This is a genomic window from Pseudoalteromonas sp. US3C1004 (genome assembly GCF_048401065.1).
GTDB lineage: Bacteria > Pseudomonadota > Gammaproteobacteria > Enterobacterales > Alteromonadaceae > Pseudoalteromonas > Pseudoalteromonas undina.
In genome coordinates this window covers 1,134,689-1,153,835 of record NZ_CP183073.1, presented here as the reverse complement: position 1 = coordinate 1,153,835, position 19,147 = coordinate 1,134,689, and the positions used below count along the sequence as shown (strand labels likewise).

Here is a 19,147-nt window from a genome sequence, read left to right as displayed (position 1 = left end):
CTCATTCTCTTCTCTCCGTGCAATTAGATCTTAAGAAAATTATGCACAAAGAGAGCTAAGAGACGCTGCGCTTTTAGAGGGTAAAGTTACAATCGAAGGTTAACGGGCTGTGGGGATCGGGTTACGAGCCTGAGCCCGAAACCCATAGCTCACAGCCCGCCGTGAGTTTAATCTTGCTCTTGTTCCATGAAACGTTGCAGTTGGTCTTTTAGGTTTGGCGGAATGCCTTTTATTACCAGTGTATCTGTTGCTTCGTTGTATGTTACACGTTCACCTAAATGCTTACGCTCAAAGCTAATGCTCACACCGCCACCTAAGCCTGAAAACTTCACCATACTCGTTACTGTTTTCTTATCGACTGGGAATGACTCTTCTAGGTCATAGCTTTGCTCTTTACAAAAGCTCTCAAACGGGTTGTCGTCGCCTTTAGTCAGCGTTGCTGAAAGCTCACTTACATTAGCCTCTTCGCCAGTAGTGACACAGTCGTTACAATAATCAAATACTTGTTTACGTAAATCATCTTTTTCAGACTTATCAAATTCTTGCTCTGATAAGTAGTCTTCTACCGCGCTTAGCATTACTTGGCTTTGTTGCTTAGGATCAATGCCCTCTTCACAACCTAAGAAATCTAAAAAGAAGTCAGCCACTTTTCGCCCTGCACGACCTTTAATAAACGAAATATATCGATTATCGTCTGCTTGGGTATCCCATGCTGTTAAATCAATGCGAGCAGCCAATTGCATACGCGAAATATCTAAATGGCGCGATGCGGCTAAATCAAGCTCTGAAGTCATGGAGTAGTGCTCTTTAATGTTGATCATGGCAATCAACATATAATCAGTAGCCACGTACTGATAATGACAAAATACTAAGTAGCCAGTTTCATTAAAGGCGTATTTATCTAACTCTTCTTTTAATACCGTTGATGCCTGCTCGGTCATATGCCAAAAGCCAAGCTCATTATTACGATAGCTTTGCATAGTAGAGGCAACAATGCTGTTTTTTTCTCCACTAAAAGCACAAAAACCTTTGCCTGGCTTGCCGTTGTAGGCGTGGTGTAATTGCTCAATGAATACAGCAACTTTGTCGTTGATCATCATTTCGTCGTTGCGAAGGTGAATTTGGGTGTCGTCATCTTTTTTGTCTACATAGTGCACGACTAATTTTTTAACATCTATTGCCATCTTTGTTTTTCACGCCTCTGGTGTTAAAATACGGGAATATAACTATTTTTATTGAACCAACTGATGCCAATCTTATCAAAATACTCTAATGAAGAAGTAGAACAAATCGTCGATCAGCTTATTGATGTTTTATCAAAACACAATGCGCCGGTTGATTTAAGTCTTATGTGTTTAGGAAATTCTATCACGCATATCTTAAAAGAGCATGTACCAACAGGGAAAAGACAAGCTGTTACTGAGAACTTTGCAAAAGCACTCGCTCAGTCGGTTAAATAAACTCTATGAATTTATCGCAGCATAACCAGTTTTCATCGAAAGCAAGTCAATTATTAAGTTGGGGCCATTGGTTTACATTTGCCAATATTGGTTTAGCGCTTTTAATTAGCTTAAGCTATTTATTTGCCGACTCGCCACCCACCACTTTTATAGGTATCGCTTATATGGTGGTTACGTGGCTAAGCCACACCAGCTTTATTGCCTTTTTAGCGTTTGTGCTGACGGTTTTTCCTTTAAGTTTAGTGTTTCCCTATCCGCAGCATATTCGTGGTATGGCGGCAGTGATAGCAACAATAGGTGCTTCAATACTGACTTTGGACGCTTATGTGTATTTTAACTTAGGCTATCACTTAAATGCCTCAGCGCTGCCTGAAATTATTTCGCTGTTGTGGCACCGCTTAACAAATTCTCCTGCGCTCACTACCTTGTTAGCTGGCAGTATTGTATTACTTATTTTAGGATTTCAGCTTACAGTTAGTAACTTTACCTGGCACCACCTAGCGCGTTTAAAGCAGTTTAAATTTGCCCGTTATGCCGGTTCTTTTTTAGTCATCTGTTTTGCATTAAGCCACAGTATTCATATTTGGGCTGATGCAAATTTAAAGTTTGATATTACAAAGCAAGACAATGTATTACCGCTTTCGTACCCGACTACGGCAAAGAGCTTACTCGCTAAAAACGATTTACTGGATGTTGAAAGCTACGAACAAGCGCATAACGTTAAAATTAATAACCAAGGTATTAATTACCAAATACCTAACCCATTAGCAAAATGTGAAAATTACAACGCTGCTAAAGTTGATATTTTAGTGTTTGATAATGACGAACAGTTAGCAAAATTTGTTGCTAGCAAAAAAGGCATTTATAAAAATCAGCAGTTTTTACAACCCACTGATCATAGCGACATGCTATTTGGTTTAGTCTATGGCCTGCCTGCATTTTATAAAACCGATATTATTGAGCAACAAACGTTACCTGTTTGGCAAAGCCAACGCCGCAGTGTAGAAGTATTTGGTATTGATGAGCTGAGCTTTATTAACGAGCAAGCACACAAAGATGGCGCAATCAGGGTTATTAAAGCGAATGAAAATACGACTATACGCGATGACACTACTGAGTTTTTTGCATTTAGTGTGTCTCAAAACAGCAATGAAATAGTGACCACGTCAACCTTGTATAGCTCAGATAAGTTTATTTCTAAAGTGAATGGCTTAATTCAACCTAGTGACATTCTTGCTACTAGCCTTGGCCAATACTTAAACTGTAATACGCTTGCAGAGCAGACAATGTTAGGGAAAAACTTATACAATAAAAGTAATAATATTGGCGTTAATTACTCACAAGGTGTCGTAATTGCTTATAAAAAAGATAGAATTACGCTGATTGATCGTGATGGAAACTTTAGAAATATTTCCGCAGCTGAAGGGTTTTCAATTGAGCAAGGACTTGATATTCCGTTTTTAGTGCACAGTATTAAAAAGCTTAAAACATTTTCTCAATAGCACCTCATAATACGAGCGAGTCATTAAAACTGACTCGCTTAGTTTCTGTTATTACTCCTTTGCACTTGCTATCCCCCCAAGCTAGGTTATAGTTTTTATCATTAAAAATTATTAACTCGATCAGAATATACAAAGGATAATCATTATGTTCAGCGTTATTAATCTGATCATTACTGTCTGTATTTTATGTTTTAGCTCTCTTGCATTAGCTCAAACCACCTATTACAAATGCGTAACCCCAGAAGGGACTACTTTTTCACAATTACCCTGTAGTAACAATGCAACCGTTCATAAAATAACTGCCACTGAGCCAAAACAAGCAGGTGAAGAAATAAACTACACTAAGCAGTTAAACGAACTTGAACGCGACACCATAATTACTAACTTAGAGGCGGAGCTACGCAGTAACCAGCATAAACTCGCTATACTTTCGCGAGAGAAAGACAGAGCTGATTTTAAACAACAACAGCGGTTAAATCATATATTAAGTGCGGATGATAAAAAACGAATTAGTAAAGATATTAAAAAAACGCAAAAAAGTTTAGATAAGCAGTATAAGAAAGATAAAACGTTAATTGAAAAGCGAATTAAGAAATTACAAAAAAAGATTGATGCCTACCAAGCAGACTCTAATTAACTTAAATAAATATCATCTTAATTAGCTTGGTTTTAAACATAAAATAACATACCCTTAACAACCGTAGAGTACGAACTCTAATACGTGTTTAGTGATGCAATTTCCTTTGACCCGCTTTTACAAATTAAATGGTATCCACCGGCACTTTGCTAAACACCTAAAGGCGTCAATTAAGGAGTACTGATGCAACCACGCCAAATTGCTGAGTTAATTTTAACCGGATTTAAAAAACATTACCTGCTGTTTCAAAGAACAACAGCAAAAGCACCTTATGCGTTTGCTAAAAGAGATTGGCAAGCAATCAATGATATTAGCCGCCTACGTATTAGCTATTATGATGATCGAGTTAACGAAACCACAAAAACCTTACGTGAACGTCAACAAACAGACCAGCTAAACGAAAGTTTATGGCTTGAAGTAAAAAAAATTTACCAGCATTTTTTATGTTTTCACCCGCAGGCTGAGCTTGCCGAAACATTTTATAATTCTGTATTTTGCCGCTTATACCACCGCCGCTATTTTCATAACGACTTTATTTTTGTTGAAGCGACACTCAAAGATGCGCCCTCAGTGCCTGTAGAAGCAGAATACAGAAGCTACTTCCCCGTCGTGGATGGTTTAAAACCAACAATTAAACGTATTATTAACCACTTTGATTTTAAAGCCGATTTTGTCAACCTTGAGCGTGATATTCGTTTATTAGTAAAAGCGTTTTATAAGCAAGCTCCCGATACTCACCACCAGCATTGGCAAATGCGTTTTGATATATTACACACGCCGTTTTACCGCAATAAAGCCGCGTATATTGTAGGACGTGTCGTTTCGCAAAGCGGCGTTCAACCTTTTATTATTGCCGTGTTACACCATGAAGATAAGGGGTTATATCTTGATGCCCTACTGACTAAGTCATCGCAAATGCGAGTAATTTTTGGCTTTGCACGAGCTTACTTTATGGTAGAAACTCACGCCCCCTCAGCGTTAGTGCGGTTTTTAAATCAACTTATGCCTAATAAAACCCTCGCCGAGCTTTACAACGCCATTGGTTTTCATAAACAAGGGAAAACTGAGTTTTACCGTGAGTTTTTGAATCATTTAACCCATTCTAATGATGAATTTACCATTGCTCCGGGTACACCGGGTATGGTGATGATGGTATTCACCCTGCCCTCATTTGGTTATGTATTTAAAGTCATCAAAGATAAATTTGGCGAAAGTAAGCCATTTGGTCGCGAAACGGTATTAAAACGCTATCAACTGGTTAAAAGCCACGACCGTGTAGGGCGAATGGCCGACACCATAGAGTATTCAAACGTCGTATTTCCTTTGGCACGATTTGATAGTAACTTGTTAGCACAGTTGCACAAAACCATTGGCTCATCGATGGTGATTGAGGGTGACTGGTTAATCATAAAACATTTATACATTGAACGGCGAATGACACCGCTTAATTTGTTTTTAGAAAATGCAGACGAAAAAAGTGCCGCCGATGCCATTGAAGAGTATGGGCAGGCGCTTAAAGAAATGATTGCCGTGAATATTTTCCCTGGCGATATGCTGTTAAAGAACTTTGGTGTAAGTAAGCACAAACGGATTATTTTTTATGATTACGATGAAGTGCAATATTTAACAGACATGAACTTTAGAGCGCTACCTAAAGCAAAAAGTTATGACGATTATTTAATGGACGAACAAAGTTACTCGGTTGCACCTCAAGATGTATTTCCAGAGCAGCTATGTACCTTTGTAATGCCTAATCCAACATATAAACAATTTTTAACTAGCACGCACCCTGAATTACTTGATGTTAACTTTTGGAAACAAGCACAACAAAATATAAAAAATGGAAAGGTGAGTCATATTTATCCCTATCCTACAGCACAGCGTTTTATCCATTATTGGTAAACGTTAAGGACACACAATGAATATAAGTAAAATAGATTTAAATTTACTGGTTTACCTCGATACATTATTGCGCGAATGTAATGTTACTCGTGCTGCAAACCAGCTTAGCATTACTCAACCGGCAATGAGTAACGGACTTAAACGCCTACGTAACCTTTTTAATGATCCTATTTTAGTGCGTACCAGCGATGGTATGGTACCGACTGAGCGTGCTATTGAGTTGCAGCCTGTGATTCGTGGAATCTTGATGACCCTTGAAGAAACGCTGGCACCTAATCGTGAGTTTGAAGCTAAACAAAGTAAGCGAGTGTTTAGGATCATGGCCAGTGATTACGCGGCCAGTACCATGGCACCGCGTTTATTAGGGAAACTACACGAAGAAGCGCCCGACACCACCTTAGATATTTTAACTCCTAGTGATGTTACCTTTCACGATGTTGAAAACGGTAAAGTTGATATGGCGATTAACCGCTTTGAAAATTTACCACAATCGTTTCATCATAAACGTATTTGGAAAGACAGCTTTTGTTGTTTAGTAAAATCAGATAACCCCATTATTGAAAACTTTAGCCTAGACAGCTATTTAAAAGCTCGCCATATTTGGGTAAGTAAAACAGGCTTTGGTGTTGGTGTGGGGATGGACCCTAAAGATGTGCAGAAGCTGGGCTGGGTTGATGAGGCACTGGCGCATTTTGGTAAACACCGTAATATTGCCACTTTTACTCGTAACTATCATGTGGCTGTTCACTTAGCCAAAGAGAAAAATTTAGTTGCGACTTTGCCCTCAAAAGCGGCCAATATTTATTTAGACGATCCTGGGCTTAAAATACTGGAGCCACCCTTTCCTATCCCGCCATTTGAACTTGATATGATATGGAGCCCTTTATTACACAGAGACGCTAGTCATATTTGGTTACGCCAAAAAGTAGCTGAAGTAGCGGATGAGCTAAAATAACCTTCTTACATACCTTAATGTAAAATTTGCTTGCTAGCGCTTAGTTAGCAAGCCTACCAAACTATTAAAAAAATTAAAAACCATAAAATACAAAAGCTTAAAAAACAAAACCTACTTGGAATAGCGCTTGCTTAGTAATGACTGTATTTTAAATTAACAGAGGTCATTATTATGAGCACCCATCAAGGACAAGAAATTAATCATATTACCGACATTATCCAAGTAATGAATAGCGGCATCGACTTTTACCAAACAGCACAAGATAAAGTACAAGACCCCGCTATAGGAGCCCTATTCCAACGTATGATTGACGCTCGTATAGTCAGTGTGGAGAGTTTACAACCTTACGCAATTAATCAACAAGGTGAGCGCGAAGATGGCTCGTCGTTTGTTGTAGAAGCACGCCGTGCATTTACTACTTTGATTAGTAAATTTGCTAACAATAACGATCAAACCTACGTTAAAGAGCTTGAGGAAGTAGAAGATAAAACCTTAGAAGAAATTAAAGTAGCGTTGAAAAAGCCTCAGTCTCATGATTGTGAAGCAGCGTTATCAAAAGTATTACTTACTATGCAGAGCTGCCATGCTGAAATGAGTAAAATGCAAAAACATTAAGTTTAAAAACGATAAAAGGGCCTTACGGCCCTTTGGTTGTTAAATAACAATAGGAGAGTTATTAATTAAAAGCGGTACTCTGCACCTACGTAGTAGTAAGCACCGTTGAAGCCAAATGGCGCTGAACGACGTGAGTACTTAAATACACCATCGCTGCTGACAATGGTGTTACCTTGAGCATCTACAATTGTGCCTGAACGTGAATTACCTATGGTGTTTTCATCTGGGTAAACATCAAATAAGTTATTTGCGCCAATATTTACTGATAAATCGTCAGTCACAAAGTAATTTACTTTGATGTCAGTTAAAATTTCAGCACCGTAAGTCTGGCGGCCGCCATCTTCCACTGTGTACTCACCAAAACGGTTAAGCGATAGGTTTACGGTCCAGTCGTCGCGACGATAAAGCGCACTTAAGTTAATCCGATCTTCTGGTTGCCATTCTTCAATAATAGAAATTTCTTGATCAGAAAACACATCATCGACTGGCACGGTTTCAAGACCAGAGCCTGCTGGTGTAAATAACGACACCACATCGGTTGCGGTAAAGTTAGCCGCTAATGTAAAATCAAGCGTGCCGCCAAGGCCTTCTGTATTCCATGTAGCCACAAAGTCGATACCTTGTGTCTCAGTGTCAGCGCCATTTAAGAAAAACTGCCCTGCACCCGCACCTGAACTTAATAACGCAGCATCAAGACCGCTTGATAAGCCTTTACCTAAGCGATTACTAATTACAATACGGTCGTCAATATCAATTGAGTAGTAATCTAGGGTTACATTAATATTATCGCTTACGTTATAAACGATACCTAAACTGCGGTTTTGAGATTTCTCTTCTGTGAGCTTAGGAATACCTAAACTTTGCGCAAGGGTTGAATCGTTTCTAAAGGTGCCCACTTCTTCAGCCACTAAGTTACCATTAGGGCCTACAACAAACTGTGTGCTGATGTTGTTAAAATACAACTGCTGCATTGAAGGTGCTCTAAAGCCTGAGCTTAGCGCACCACGAAGTGAAATATCTTCAGTTACTGACCAGTTACCGGCTAGTTTAAAGTTAACTGTATCGCCAAACCCTTTGTAATTGTCGTAACGTAACGCCCCTGAGATAATTACATCTTCAATAACGTAAGCTTCAGCGTCTAAGTAAAACGAGATCACATCACGCGACTCATCAACCGACGACGCTGGCGATGAACCACCAAAGCCTTGTGTGCCACCGGATGCGTTTTCGCTGCCAATACCACCGCTTAGCCCATCGTAAATATTAACACCGTTGTTGGTATCGTAATCGCGATATGCATATTCACTACCCTCTAAAATTCGGTACTCATCGGTACGAATTTCAGCACCCATTGCCAATGAGTAGTCATCAAAATTTTGAGTAAAATCAAGATTGATCGTTTGCAGTGATAGCTCCATGCCATAAGCATAACCTTGACGTGGAATCGTGGCGCGAATATCTGCTGCACTTAGGCCTTGGTCATAACGTAAAAAATTCGCGTAAGAGCCGTTAATTGTATCGCTGGTCGTGTAGTCAATACTGTTTTCACCATAGGTGTACGATAAGTCTAAGCTTGAGTCGTTATCAAATTCAGTTTTATAACCAAAGTTATATGAAATATCGTCAATCGTGGTGTTTATTTTAGGTAAAAAACCAGCTGGGATAGTTGCATCGCCATCTTGAAGTACCGGGTTACCACCTGCATTAGCATTATGGCGGAAAAATGCTGCTGATTCGTTATCACGAGTTGAATAGGTAATAAAACCGTATAGTTCACCCGCTCCTAATTCGTAGCCGGTGTTAACTGTTAAACCAAATTGTTGAGAATCAGCATCGCCAATTCTGAATGTATCACGCGGTGCGGTTAATTCGCGTGGATCACCTGCAAGCAAGGTACCATCAGAAAGTTCAGTACAGCCATAGAACTGACATGAGCCATGAAGGCCTGCACGGTTAGTTGGTGCACGATCACGGTAGTTAATAGTTGTATTTAAATAACCGTTATCACCTAAAGCAAAGCCTTTATTAAAGTCGATATTAACGGTTTCGCCATCACCTTCAGAGTACTCACCGTAGTTAACGGCCGCTTTACCACCTTCGCTGCCATCTTTTAGCACGATATTAATAACACCGGCAATTGCATCCGAACCATATTGAGCCGCAGCGCCGTCGCGCAGTACTTCAATACGTTTAATGGCTGAGGCTGGAATCGCATTCATGTCAGTACCCGCAGTACCACGACCAACAGAAGTATTAATGTGGATAATACTGGCTTGATGACGACGCTTACCATTGATCAATACCAATGTTTGATCCGGGCCAAGGCCACGTAAGGTTGCGGGTCTTAATGCATCAGTACCATCACTAATAGATGAACTTGAAAAGTTAAAAGAAGGTGCGATAGCTTGAAGCATGCGGCCAACTTCAGTTTGACCGGTATTTTCGAGTGCTTCTGCACTTAAAATATCAACGGGGACAGGTAAGTCTTCAACTGAGCGTCCTGCGACACGACTACCTACAATAGCAATTTTTTCGATGTTTTGTTCTGCGCTTTGTTCAGCGGCATTTATTCCTTGTGAATTAACTGCAAGTAAAGCAGGTAATACAGCAGCACTAACTCCTGAAAGCTTCATCATGTTGTTATCTTTCCTATTGATTTGTTTGAGTTTAATACTCAGTAAACCATTTTGATCAACAACCGCATCGAGCTCAGTCTCAGCTAACAATGCGTTTAACGCATCGAGTTGAGAATAAAATCCATATAACGAATTTGCCTGGTACTGTTTAGCAAGTTCGTACGAAAAAACCACTGTTTGTTCAGTTTGCTTGGCAAATTCAATTAAGGCTTTGTCTGCTCGTTGCGCTTTTATATCAAACTGCATCATTTGCCCCTGCATTTGATTCGCATGCACACTGATACTAAAAAACAGCGGTGCAACGAGTCCCAACGGGCTTAAATAACACATATGGTTACTGCGCAACTTATATAAACAGTTAGCAAACAAAAATCCTCTATAGGTTCTTATCATTTTTTTAATCTTTAAATTACTTTTTAAACCCTTATGAGTAACATTGATTAACAATGGCGTGATTTTCATTACCATTACCTATGACTTTTTTTGATATTTTAAACTAACAACATGCTCGCCTAAACGCTCATGCTCAATTGAAAAATTATTTTGTAAGCTCTCTAAAAGCCCTGCGACATCACCCGCTTTAAACACGCCAGCCACTTTAATACGCGCTAATTCATCAGATGACAGTTCAAATCGCGTGGCGGTATAACGGCTAACTTCGTTTAAGGCATCAACCAGTTGCTCGCCATTGAATATCAACATGCCATTTTGCCATGCTAAATCGCGTTGTACGTCATCAACCGATAATTGTGTAATTGGTTTAGTTACGCTCTGTTCAATAATAGCTTTTTCACCCGATATCACTATATTGGCATTGATCTGGCGGATTTCGTGATTGCTGTTATCAGCTTGCTGATACGCTTTAAAATCGTCAGCATTAACGGCAACGCTAGGATCGGTGATCATCACTTTACCTTCAGTGACTACCAACTCGAGATCTGATGAGGTATTGCGCTGAACATTAAAGACTGTACCAAGTGCGGTAAAGCTTTTATCCCCCGCCATCACACTAAACGGGCGTGATGCATCTTTAGCTACATTAAAACGCCCTTCTCCACGGCTTAGTAATAACTGTCTACGTCCTTGGCTATAAGCGACTTCTAGTGAACTATTAGTATTGAGCTGAACTATTGTGCCATCTGGTAAAACATAGGTTGCTTGCTCGCCAACCTTTGTTTTATAAATTTTTGTGTAATTTACTTTAGCTAAATTTTGGTTAAAGTTGCTCCCCATGTTCAGCAAAAAGTAGCTGCACATCATTAAAGCTGCAACAACACTTGCCGCAATACCATATACATAGGAAGGCTTTGTTTTAATGCCTGCAGAGTGCTTATTAGGAAACAATACGCTGAGCTCGTTAAGCACACTTAAGTCATCCCATAATTGTGCTAATTCATATACCGCATTCTGATGAGCCGTGCTTTGTAGCATCCACAGTTTAAATTGCTCTTGCTCTTGTGTACTTAAGCCACGATCAATCGCACTTATCCATTGCGATGCTTTTTCTAAGATTAATTCTTTTGAAGTAAATTGATGGATGTTACTCATTTTACTGCCCTCACTATGTTCGCACTTTGTTGGCAATGTTCACTCTCATCTTGCACTTGATCGCGCATATATAGCATGGTGTTTAGTAGCCCTTTAGCAATGTGCTTTTCTACCGTACTTTGACTTAGCTGCATTTGCTGTGCGATCTCTTTTTGGCTCATCCCATATACTTTTTTTAATATAAAACATTTTCTCACTACAGGGCTTAGCTGCTCAGTAGCACGACAAAATAGTAAAAAACGTTCTTTGGAGGTGTATTCATCTTCTAATTGCATTGATTTAAGCAATTTAGGAAGTTCAGTTTCGTGATTTAAAGGAGTACTAAATTTATTATCCCATTTAGCTATATGATTTAGGGCGAGATGTTTAGCTGTTTTCAACATATAGCTGCGGGTGTATTGAATATCTTGTTTTAGCTCTGCTTCATAACTTTTAACAAAGGTTTCTTGAACAATATCATCAACATCGTCAGGTAACACAATTTTAGACACAAAGCGCCGCAGTTGCGTGGATATATCTGAGAATGTACTGGCTAATTTAATTCCTCGAGCCACGTGGGTAGTCCCTTGTTATTATTATTAAGGTAAGATTACGAGTTTTATGGTTAATTACAAGGCATTTTGTTAATTATTGGTTATTTATTAGTTGCGAATATACGTACTCAGTATAAATGTATTAATATTTATTATGTTCTTAATCATTATGGCTGTATAAAAAGTAGCACCCCTAGCGTTTTTATAGTGAAGCCAAACCCTTATTTAGCTTAATTTTTATTGGGTTGCTGTGTAGTAATTTAATAACCGCAACGCTACTATTAACGGATAGAGGCTAGGAGTTAAAAATGAATAATCAAAAATTAGCTGATTTTGAGCTTTACTTTCAAATTGAAGAGAGCAATCGCGTCAATCTATTTGCCGTAGATGACGCAGTGGTACCAAAAAGTTTGGCTGAACTAGACGCAGATATTCCGCCTTTATTTAAACTTGCTAACGAAGTCAGTAGTTTAGATCAAAGCGCTTTAGGCCCTTTGCGTAACTTAGGAGATATTGCCCAAGAACTGACGACGTTTTTACAAGCCCAGTCGCGTAAGATAGATTTGATCATGAGCCATATTTTAGCTTCAGAACAACCTGAAGATAACTCAATTTATTGCGATAGTTATGGCGGCGGCGGAATTAAATTTACCAGTGAACATTTGTACACATTAGGTCAGAAATTTCGTACCAAACTGTTTTTACAGCATGAAGCCTCTGCGGTGTATTGTTATAGCGAAGTTGTTGCTATAGAAAAACAAGACAATGAGCATTACCAGTATACCCTGCTATTCGTATCAATAAGAGACAGTGATCAAGAGTTGGTTGTTAGAGCCAGTTTACATGCGCAAACACGCCAACTTAAAAAGCGCCAACAACTTGAAAAAGCGAAAGAGAGTTCAAACGAGTAACACGAGTGTTTATTTACCTGTTTAAATCGCTTTAAATTGTAGTTCAAACGTTTATTTAAAAGTGACTTAGCTGTAATTGAACTGCTAAACTAGCCCCATCTTTATTTGTATTAAAAATCCATGAACTTTAGACTTTTACCTGAATGGGCCGAGCAAGATGCAGTTATGCTTACATGGCCTCATAAAAATACCGATTGGGCTGATAATTTAGCACGTGTTGAACCCGTTTATATTGAACTTGCAAAACATATTACTGCGCAACAAGCCTTAGTGATTGTTGCTCATGATGAAATATTAAAAACCCACATTAACTCATTACTAAATGATGCTGGTATTGAGCAAACCCGTGTATATTTTGTTGTTACTCCCACTAACGATACGTGGGCGCGCGACCATGGCCCACTTACGTGCAGCGCTATAGAAAAGCCAGAGCAATTAAAAGTCTACGACTTTACCTTTAATGGCTGGGGTAATAAGTTTGAAAGTGCCCTTGATAATCAAATAAACCACACATTAGTTAAACAGCTAAGCAATACAAACAACCAGTATCAAGCCCTCGATATGGTGCTTGAAGGCGGTGGTATTGAAATTAATGAACATGGTGTATTGCTAACAACTAGCGAATGTTTACTGAATAAAAACCGTAACCCTGATTTAAACCCAAGTGACATAGAAGTACTTTTAAAAGCACACTTAGGCGCTACTGATTTTTTATGGGTTGATCATGGTTATTTAGCCGGTGACGACACCGATAGCCACATTGATACGCTAGTGCGCTTTGCACCTAACAACACCCTTGTGTATGTAAAATGTGACGATAAAAGCGATGAGCATTTTAGCGCGCTAGATGCCATGGAAAAACAACTACAAAGCTTTAAAACTGCTGATAACACCCCATATAAGCTAATTGAGTTACCGTGGCCAAAAGCCGTGTATGACGATGAAAATACGCGTCTACCTGCCACCTATGCAAATTACTTAATTATAAATAACGCAGTACTAGTGCCGATTTATGACGATGTAAACGACCAACGTGCTTTAACACAAGTTCAAAAAGCATACCCAGAGCACACAATTATTGGTGTAAATTGTTTACCTATTATTGAGCAATTTGGCAGTCTTCACTGCATTACAATGCAATTACCTCGTGGATTTTTAGCTGGAGCAGCACAATGACAAGCCCTGCACATTTATCAGTTGCCTTAGTGCAACAAAGCAACAGTGACAACGCTGAACATAATATTGAAAAGTCAATTGCGGGCATTCGCGATGCAGCTAGTAAAGGCGCGCAACTTGTTGTATTACAAGAGTTACACCGCAGTTTATATTTTTGCCAAACCGAAGACGTTGATGTATTTGATTTGGCCGAAACAATACCAGGCCCAAGTAGCAACACTTTAGGCGAACTCGCAAAAGAGCTCGGTATTGTTATTGTAGCTTCATTATTTGAGAAACGTGCTACGGGTCTTTATCACAATACCGCCGTGGTGCTTGAAAAAGACGGCAGCATTGCAGGTAAATACCGTAAAATGCATATTCCAGACGACCCTGGGTTTTATGAAAAATTTTACTTTACTCCTGGGGACTTAGGCTTTGAGCCTATTCAAACCTCAGTAGGTAAGCTTGGCGTACTGGTGTGTTGGGATCAATGGTTTCCTGAAGCCGCGCGTTTAATGGCAATGGCCGGCGCTGAACTTTTAATCTACCCAACAGCTATTGGCTGGGATCCATGCGATGATAAAGACGAGCAAACCCGCCAAAAAGATGCTTGGGTTATTTCACAGCGAGCGCATGCGGTTGCTAATGGCGTTCCGGTGATTAGTTGTAATCGGGTTGGTCATGAAAGCGACCCAAGCGGTCAAAGTGACGGCATTCAATTTTGGGGCAACTCTTTTATTGCAGGTCCTCAAGGCGAAATGTTGGCAGAGGCTGATAACCAAAATGAACAAATATTAATGGTAAAACTTGATCAAAAACGCAGCGAGAACGTAAGACGTATTTGGCCGTACTTACGCGACCGTAGAATTGATCATTATCAAGATTTAACAAAAATTTACCGTGACTAAATAATAATGTGGCTCTTACTCGTTAAGAGCCTAATTTAATGGAGTAATTAATGGCGTTTGAGCAATGGGCAGCCTTGCCTTGGGTAAAATCTCAAAAAGATAAAATTCAATGGGGCGAACTTCTAGGCAGTGGCTTAAGCATTGCTATTGCACAAGGTGTTAAGCAGCAAGACAACTTAGTGTTAATTGTTACCCCTGATACACCAAGTGCTCTGCGCCTTGAAACAGAATTAGAGTACTTGCTGCCTGATAACCCAGTAATGGTTTTTCCAGATTGGGAAACATTGCCTTATGATCACTTCTCGCCCCACCAAGATATTATTTCAGCACGTTTAGCAACACTCAACACACTGAAAAAAGAGCAACAAAGCGTACTCATTGTTCCGGTATCAACCTTGATGCTGCGCACTGCCCCAGCATCATTTATATACGGCTCAACGCTGAATTTTAAAGTAGGCGATAGATTAGACACCCATGCCCTGCGAGAAAATTTAGAGCAAGCGGGTTACTTACATGTGCAACAAGTCATGGAACATGGCGAATATGCCATACGCGGCTCTATTGTTGATTTATACCCCATGGGGAGTAAGCATCCATTTAGGCTCGACTTTTTTGATGATGAGCTAGATACCATCCGTTTATTTGATGTGGAAACTCAGCGCTCAGACGAAAAAGTAGACAAAATTGAGCTACTGCCTGCTCATGAGTTCCCTACTAACGAATCAGATATTGAACGTTTCAGAATAAGCTATCGTGAAAAATTTGGCGCAAGTGCTGAGCAAGACTCAGTCTACATGCAGGTCAGCAAAGGCAATTGGCCAGCAGGTATAGAATATTACATGCCGCTGTTTTTTGAAGGCTTAGCAACCATATTCGACTACTTGCCTGACTCAACAACCGTCATGCAGTTAGGGGATTTAGAGCATGCAGCGGATAACTTTTGGCACGATGTTAATGTGCGTTATGAGAACCGCCGTGTAGATCCTCTGCGTCCACTATTACCGCCCGATGAATTATATCAGCCAATTAATGAGCTGTTTTCCAATTTAGGCAATTATGGCCGCATTCGCCTATCGCAAGCAAAGCTAGGCACTAAAGCAGGTAATAAAAATCTCGCAGTTAATGAATTGCCCAATGTACGCATCGATCATAAACAACATCAACCCTACGATGCATTTATAAATTATGTGGCAGAACAAAAAAAGAAAAAAGGCCGAGTTGTCATCAGTGTTGAGTCGGACGGTCGACGCGAATCATTACTGAGTATATTAAAACCTAGCGGCTTAAAATTTAAAGAATTTGATAGCTTTGAGCAGTTTACCAACAGCAGTAATGACGTTGGTTTAATTGTCAGTCCGCTTGAGCAAAGTGTGGTGCTTAGCACTAAACCAAGTTTGAGCATTATTACCGAGCAAGAATTGCTTGGGATCAAAGTATCACAACGCAGACGTCGTAAGCACAAGTATGAAGCAAGCCAAGACGCGTTAATTCGTAACTTAGCAGAGCTTAAAGAAGGCCAACCAGTTGTGCACCTTGACCATGGTGTGGGCCGTTATCAAGGGCTGCAAACGATTGATGCCGCCGGTGTGGTGACTGAATTTGTAACTATTACTTATGCAGGTGAAGCAAAACTGTATGTGCCGGTATCGGCACTTCATATGCTTAGTCGTTACTCAGGCGGTGAAGAGGCCAGTGCGCCACTGCATAAGCTCGGCTCTGATGCCTGGGATAAAGCGAAAAAGCGCGCCGCCGAAAAAGTACGTGATGTAGCCGCAGAGTTACTCGACATATATGCACAACGCCAAGCTAAGCCTGGTAATAAGTTTACGCTTGATGGCCAAGCTTATCGCCAATTTAGCGATAGCTTCCCGTTTGAAGAAACGGATGATCAACGTAACGCCATTGAAGCGGTACTTGGTGACATGCAGTCAAAACAAGCCATGGATCGCTTAGTATGTGGTGATGTAGGTTTTGGTAAGACCGAAGTAGCTATGCGTGCAGCCTTTGTAGCAGTTAACGATAATAAGCAGGTGGCTATTTTAGTCCCTACCACCCTACTTGCTCAGCAACACTACGATAATTTTAAAGACCGCTTTGCTGATTTTCCAATTGAAGTGGGTGTACTGTCGCGTTTTAATTCGACCAAAGAGCAAAAAGAAACCCTTGAAAGAATGAATGATGGCAAGCTAGATGTGGTTATTGGCACTCATAAATTGATTCAACAAGATATCAACTTTAAAGATTTAGGCCTGTTAATTGTTGATGAAGAACACCGATTTGGGGTTCGTCAAAAAGAAAAAATTAAAGCTCTGAGAGCTGATGTAGACATACTCACTCTTACCGCAACCCCTATTCCGCGTACATTAAACATGGCGATGAGTGGCATGCGTGATTTATCAATTATTGCCACTCCACCGGCTAAACGTTTAGCGGTTAAAACCTTTGTACGCCAACGCGACGAAGAGCTTATTCGCGAAGCGGTACTACGTGAAATTAAACGTGGCGGCCAAGTATACTTTTTACATAACAACGTAGAAACTATTGAACGTGTCGCTCAAGAAATTAGCGAATGGGTGCCTGAGGCAACAGTAACCTCTGCACATGGTCAAATGCGAGAGCAAGAGCTTGAGCAAATAATGACTGATTTTTATCATCAGAAATACAATGTCCTTGTGTGTACTACGATTATTGAAACCGGTATTGATGTGCCCACAGCAAACACCATAATTATGGATAGAGCCGATAAACTTGGTCTTGCTCAGCTACACCAATTACGCGGACGTGTAGGTAGAAGCCATCACCAAGCCTATGCTTATTTACTTACCGGTAACCCTAAGGCACTCTCTAAAGATGCGAAAAAACGTTTAGACGCGATTGCCTCATTAGAAGATTTAGGCGCAGGCTTTGCCTTAGCAACTCATGATTTAGAAATTCGTGGTGCGGGTGAGCTATTAGGCGATGATCAATCAGGGCAAATGCAGACCATTGGTTTTAATTTGTATATGGAAATGCTTGAGCAGGCCGTTAACGCGCTTAAAAATGGTCAAGAGCCAACTCTTGAAAATCTATTACAAAAACAAACAGAAGTAGACTTAAAGCTACCTGCTTTGTTACCAGATGATTATATTCATGATGTTAACGCGCGTTTAGGTATGTACAAGCGAGTAGCAAGTTGTGCTAACCTTGCTGATATTGATGAGCTGCAAGTTGAATTAATAGACCGCTTTGGTTTATTGCCCGATGCAGCTAAAAACTTATTTAGTTTACAACAACTAAAGATGCAAGCGAGTAATCTAGGCATAACCAAAATAGAGGCAAACCCGAAAGGGGGCTACTTTGAGTTTAGTCAAAATACTAAGGTTAATCCTAGCTTCATTATTGGTTTGATACAAAGTGCGCCACATATTTATAAGATGGATGGCGCAAATAAATTACGCTTTGCCATTAGCGAGGCGAATGCCCGTGAACGCTTAAAAATGATCACTGCTATGATTGCAGATTTCGAAAAAAAGGTTAGCCATTAATGTTGCTGAAAAAATCGCTGGTTGTTTTATGCTGCTTGTTTAGTAGTACTGCATTTGCAGAGCGTTGGTTTGAAGTAGAAGTGTTGATATTTAAACAACGCCCTGCTCCATACCTACAAGAAGACTTTAGCTTAAAGCACGACGCTATAGAAGATAAAAATACCTTAGATTTACTAAGCCCTGTTTATAAAAAACAAGCAATGGACGCGTGTATAAATGGTGATCCGCGTTTTCAAAAACGTACCTTTGCTGACACTTTAGTCAACTCAAATCCTCAGTCAGCAGCGTGTAACGACAGCATTGATTATGTAAAAAGTTACGATGTGTTACCAGTAATACCTCAAGCACCTGCACAAGAGACGATGGAGCAAACTTACCTGTTAGCCCCTGAGCAATTGCAGTTTCAATCACAACGCCAAGCTCTAAACCGCAAAGGACTAACTCCTTTATTGCATACCGGGTGGCGATTTGAGGGTGCGAGCAAATCACGTTCGCCTAGCATTCATTTGTTTGCAGGCAGCCAATTAAAAAACAATATAAACACTGCGATTAGTTACGCCGATTCTGATTTTATTAGCTTAATAAATACGCCTGAACCACTATTTGACGAAGCTCAATCTTCCGACATGAAATGGGAGTTAGATGGGCTGTTTAAAATACACTTGCGCCATTACTTATTTATTAATGCACACTTTGATATAAGTGAAAAACGTGACAATGGCGATCTAGAATCAGCCCGTTTTTCACAGTTTAGACGGGTGTTTAGTGAAGACATTCATTATTTTGATCACCCTCGTATGGGGATGATTGTGCAAATTCGAAAATTTAATCATTAACGGTATTATTCAAGGAAAATAA

Annotated in this window: 15 protein-coding genes; 11 read left to right on the top strand and 4 right to left on the bottom strand. The window is 40.0% G+C overall.

Annotation, left to right across the window (positions count from 1 at the left end; all coding sequences use genetic code 11):
• Positions 1-167: 167 nt before the first annotated feature.
• On the bottom strand, positions 168-1,184 hold the full coding sequence (yejK, locus tag ACNSN3_RS05345; RefSeq protein ID WP_109874826.1) for a nucleoid-associated protein YejK: 1,017 nt from the start codon (positions 1,182-1,184) through the stop codon (positions 168-170).
• Positions 1,185-1,247: 63 nt separating this feature from the next.
• Here yejK and ACNSN3_RS05340 point away from each other — a divergent pair, with 63 nt between their 5' ends.
• From ACNSN3_RS05340 to ACNSN3_RS05315, 6 genes are all read left to right on the top strand, one after another.
• Positions 1,248-1,460 carry a DUF1414 domain-containing protein gene (locus tag ACNSN3_RS05340; RefSeq protein WP_008109847.1) on the top strand — a complete coding sequence of 71 codons (213 nt, stop codon included), beginning with the start codon at positions 1,248-1,250 and terminating at the stop codon, positions 1,458-1,460.
• A gap of 5 nt (positions 1,461-1,465) precedes the next feature.
• Positions 1,466-2,962 carry a DUF3413 domain-containing protein gene (locus ACNSN3_RS05335; RefSeq protein WP_418608710.1) on the top strand — a complete coding sequence of 499 codons (1,497 nt, stop codon included), beginning with the start codon at positions 1,466-1,468 and terminating at the stop codon, positions 2,960-2,962.
• 145 nt (positions 2,963-3,107) lie between these two features.
• Positions 3,108-3,599, top strand: a complete 492-nt coding sequence (locus ACNSN3_RS05330) for a DUF4124 domain-containing protein (protein ID WP_109874827.1) — start codon at positions 3,108-3,110, stop codon at positions 3,597-3,599.
• Between the two features lie 183 nt (positions 3,600-3,782).
• Entirely contained in the window at positions 3,783-5,501 is a 1,719-nt protein-coding gene (aceK, locus tag ACNSN3_RS05325) for a bifunctional isocitrate dehydrogenase kinase/phosphatase (RefSeq protein WP_109874828.1), read from the top strand.
• Positions 5,502-5,517: 16 nt separating this feature from the next.
• A complete protein-coding gene (locus ACNSN3_RS05320) occupies positions 5,518-6,456 on the top strand; it encodes a LysR family transcriptional regulator (RefSeq protein ID WP_008468187.1) in 939 nt (312 codons plus the stop codon).
• A gap of 171 nt (positions 6,457-6,627) precedes the next feature.
• Positions 6,628-7,071, top strand: a complete 444-nt coding sequence (locus tag ACNSN3_RS05315; RefSeq protein WP_418608709.1) for a ferritin-like domain-containing protein — start codon at positions 6,628-6,630, stop codon at positions 7,069-7,071.
• A 65-nt stretch (positions 7,072-7,136) separates the two neighbouring features.
• On the opposite strand, the gene ACNSN3_RS05310 is transcribed toward ACNSN3_RS05315, so the two are convergent.
• From ACNSN3_RS05310 to ACNSN3_RS05300, 3 genes are read right to left on the bottom strand one after another with little or no spacing between them, the layout of a single operon-like run.
• A complete protein-coding gene (locus ACNSN3_RS05310) occupies positions 7,137-10,169 on the bottom strand; it encodes a TonB-dependent receptor plug domain-containing protein (protein ID WP_418608708.1) in 3,033 nt (1,010 codons plus the stop codon).
• Positions 10,170-10,178: 9 nt separating this feature from the next.
• Positions 10,179-11,255, bottom strand: a complete 1,077-nt coding sequence (locus tag ACNSN3_RS05305) for a FecR family protein (RefSeq protein ID WP_055011781.1) — start codon at positions 11,253-11,255, stop codon at positions 10,179-10,181.
• Positions 11,252-11,809 carry an RNA polymerase sigma factor gene (locus ACNSN3_RS05300; protein ID WP_010389615.1) on the bottom strand — a complete coding sequence of 186 codons (558 nt, stop codon included), beginning with the start codon at positions 11,807-11,809 and terminating at the stop codon, positions 11,252-11,254. The genes ACNSN3_RS05305 and ACNSN3_RS05300 overlap by 4 nt, the downstream gene beginning before the upstream one ends.
• A 287-nt stretch (positions 11,810-12,096) precedes the next feature.
• Between ACNSN3_RS05300 and ACNSN3_RS05295 the strand changes: the two genes are divergently transcribed.
• From ACNSN3_RS05295 to ACNSN3_RS05275, 5 genes are all read left to right on the top strand, one after another.
• On the top strand, positions 12,097-12,699 hold the full coding sequence (locus ACNSN3_RS05295; RefSeq protein ID WP_010389613.1) for a PilZ domain-containing protein: 603 nt from the start codon (positions 12,097-12,099) through the stop codon (positions 12,697-12,699).
• Between the two features lie 120 nt (positions 12,700-12,819).
• Positions 12,820-13,875 carry an agmatine deiminase family protein gene (locus ACNSN3_RS05290; protein WP_054200696.1) on the top strand — a complete coding sequence of 352 codons (1,056 nt, stop codon included), beginning with the start codon at positions 12,820-12,822 and terminating at the stop codon, positions 13,873-13,875.
• The gene (locus tag ACNSN3_RS05285) at positions 13,872-14,765 is read left to right on the top strand and encodes a carbon-nitrogen hydrolase (protein WP_418608707.1); all 894 of its coding nucleotides are present in this window, start codon (positions 13,872-13,874) and stop codon (positions 14,763-14,765) included. Before ACNSN3_RS05290 ends, ACNSN3_RS05285 begins: the two co-directional genes overlap by 4 nt.
• Positions 14,766-14,815: 50 nt before the next feature.
• Positions 14,816-18,289 carry a transcription-repair coupling factor gene (mfd, locus tag ACNSN3_RS05280; protein WP_418608706.1) on the top strand — a complete coding sequence of 1,158 codons (3,474 nt, stop codon included), beginning with the start codon at positions 14,816-14,818 and terminating at the stop codon, positions 18,287-18,289.
• The gene (locus tag ACNSN3_RS05275; protein ID WP_054200694.1) at positions 18,289-19,125 is read left to right on the top strand and encodes a peptidoglycan binding protein CsiV; all 837 of its coding nucleotides are present in this window, start codon (positions 18,289-18,291) and stop codon (positions 19,123-19,125) included. Before mfd ends, ACNSN3_RS05275 begins: the two co-directional genes overlap by 1 nt.
• Positions 19,126-19,147: the final 22 nt, after the last annotated feature.

What these genes read in the sequence shown, in the direction of transcription:
- yejK (WP_109874826.1), bottom strand. Translation starts at nt 1,184, where the DNA reads ATGGCAATAGATGTTAAAAAATTAGTCGTGCACTATGTAGACAAAAAA.
- ACNSN3_RS05340 (WP_008109847.1), top strand. Translation starts at nt 1,248, where the DNA reads ATGCCAATCTTATCAAAATACTCTAATGAAGAAGTAGAACAAATCGTC.
- ACNSN3_RS05335 (WP_418608710.1), top strand. Translation starts at nt 1,466, where the DNA reads ATGAATTTATCGCAGCATAACCAGTTTTCATCGAAAGCAAGTCAATTA.
- ACNSN3_RS05330 (WP_109874827.1), top strand. Translation starts at nt 3,108, where the DNA reads ATGTTCAGCGTTATTAATCTGATCATTACTGTCTGTATTTTATGTTTT.
- aceK (WP_109874828.1), top strand. Translation starts at nt 3,783, where the DNA reads ATGCAACCACGCCAAATTGCTGAGTTAATTTTAACCGGATTTAAAAAA.
- ACNSN3_RS05320 (WP_008468187.1), top strand. Translation starts at nt 5,518, where the DNA reads ATGAATATAAGTAAAATAGATTTAAATTTACTGGTTTACCTCGATACA.
- ACNSN3_RS05315 (WP_418608709.1), top strand. Translation starts at nt 6,628, where the DNA reads ATGAGCACCCATCAAGGACAAGAAATTAATCATATTACCGACATTATC.
- ACNSN3_RS05310 (WP_418608708.1), bottom strand. Translation starts at nt 10,169, where the DNA reads ATGAAAATCACGCCATTGTTAATCAATGTTACTCATAAGGGTTTAAAA.
- ACNSN3_RS05305 (WP_055011781.1), bottom strand. Translation starts at nt 11,255, where the DNA reads ATGAGTAACATCCATCAATTTACTTCAAAAGAATTAATCTTAGAAAAA.
- ACNSN3_RS05295 (WP_010389613.1), top strand. Translation starts at nt 12,097, where the DNA reads ATGAATAATCAAAAATTAGCTGATTTTGAGCTTTACTTTCAAATTGAA.
- ACNSN3_RS05290 (WP_054200696.1), top strand. Translation starts at nt 12,820, where the DNA reads ATGAACTTTAGACTTTTACCTGAATGGGCCGAGCAAGATGCAGTTATG.
- ACNSN3_RS05285 (WP_418608707.1), top strand. Translation starts at nt 13,872, where the DNA reads ATGACAAGCCCTGCACATTTATCAGTTGCCTTAGTGCAACAAAGCAAC.
- mfd (WP_418608706.1), top strand. Translation starts at nt 14,816, where the DNA reads ATGGCGTTTGAGCAATGGGCAGCCTTGCCTTGGGTAAAATCTCAAAAA.
- ACNSN3_RS05275 (WP_054200694.1), top strand. Translation starts at nt 18,289, where the DNA reads ATGTTGCTGAAAAAATCGCTGGTTGTTTTATGCTGCTTGTTTAGTAGT.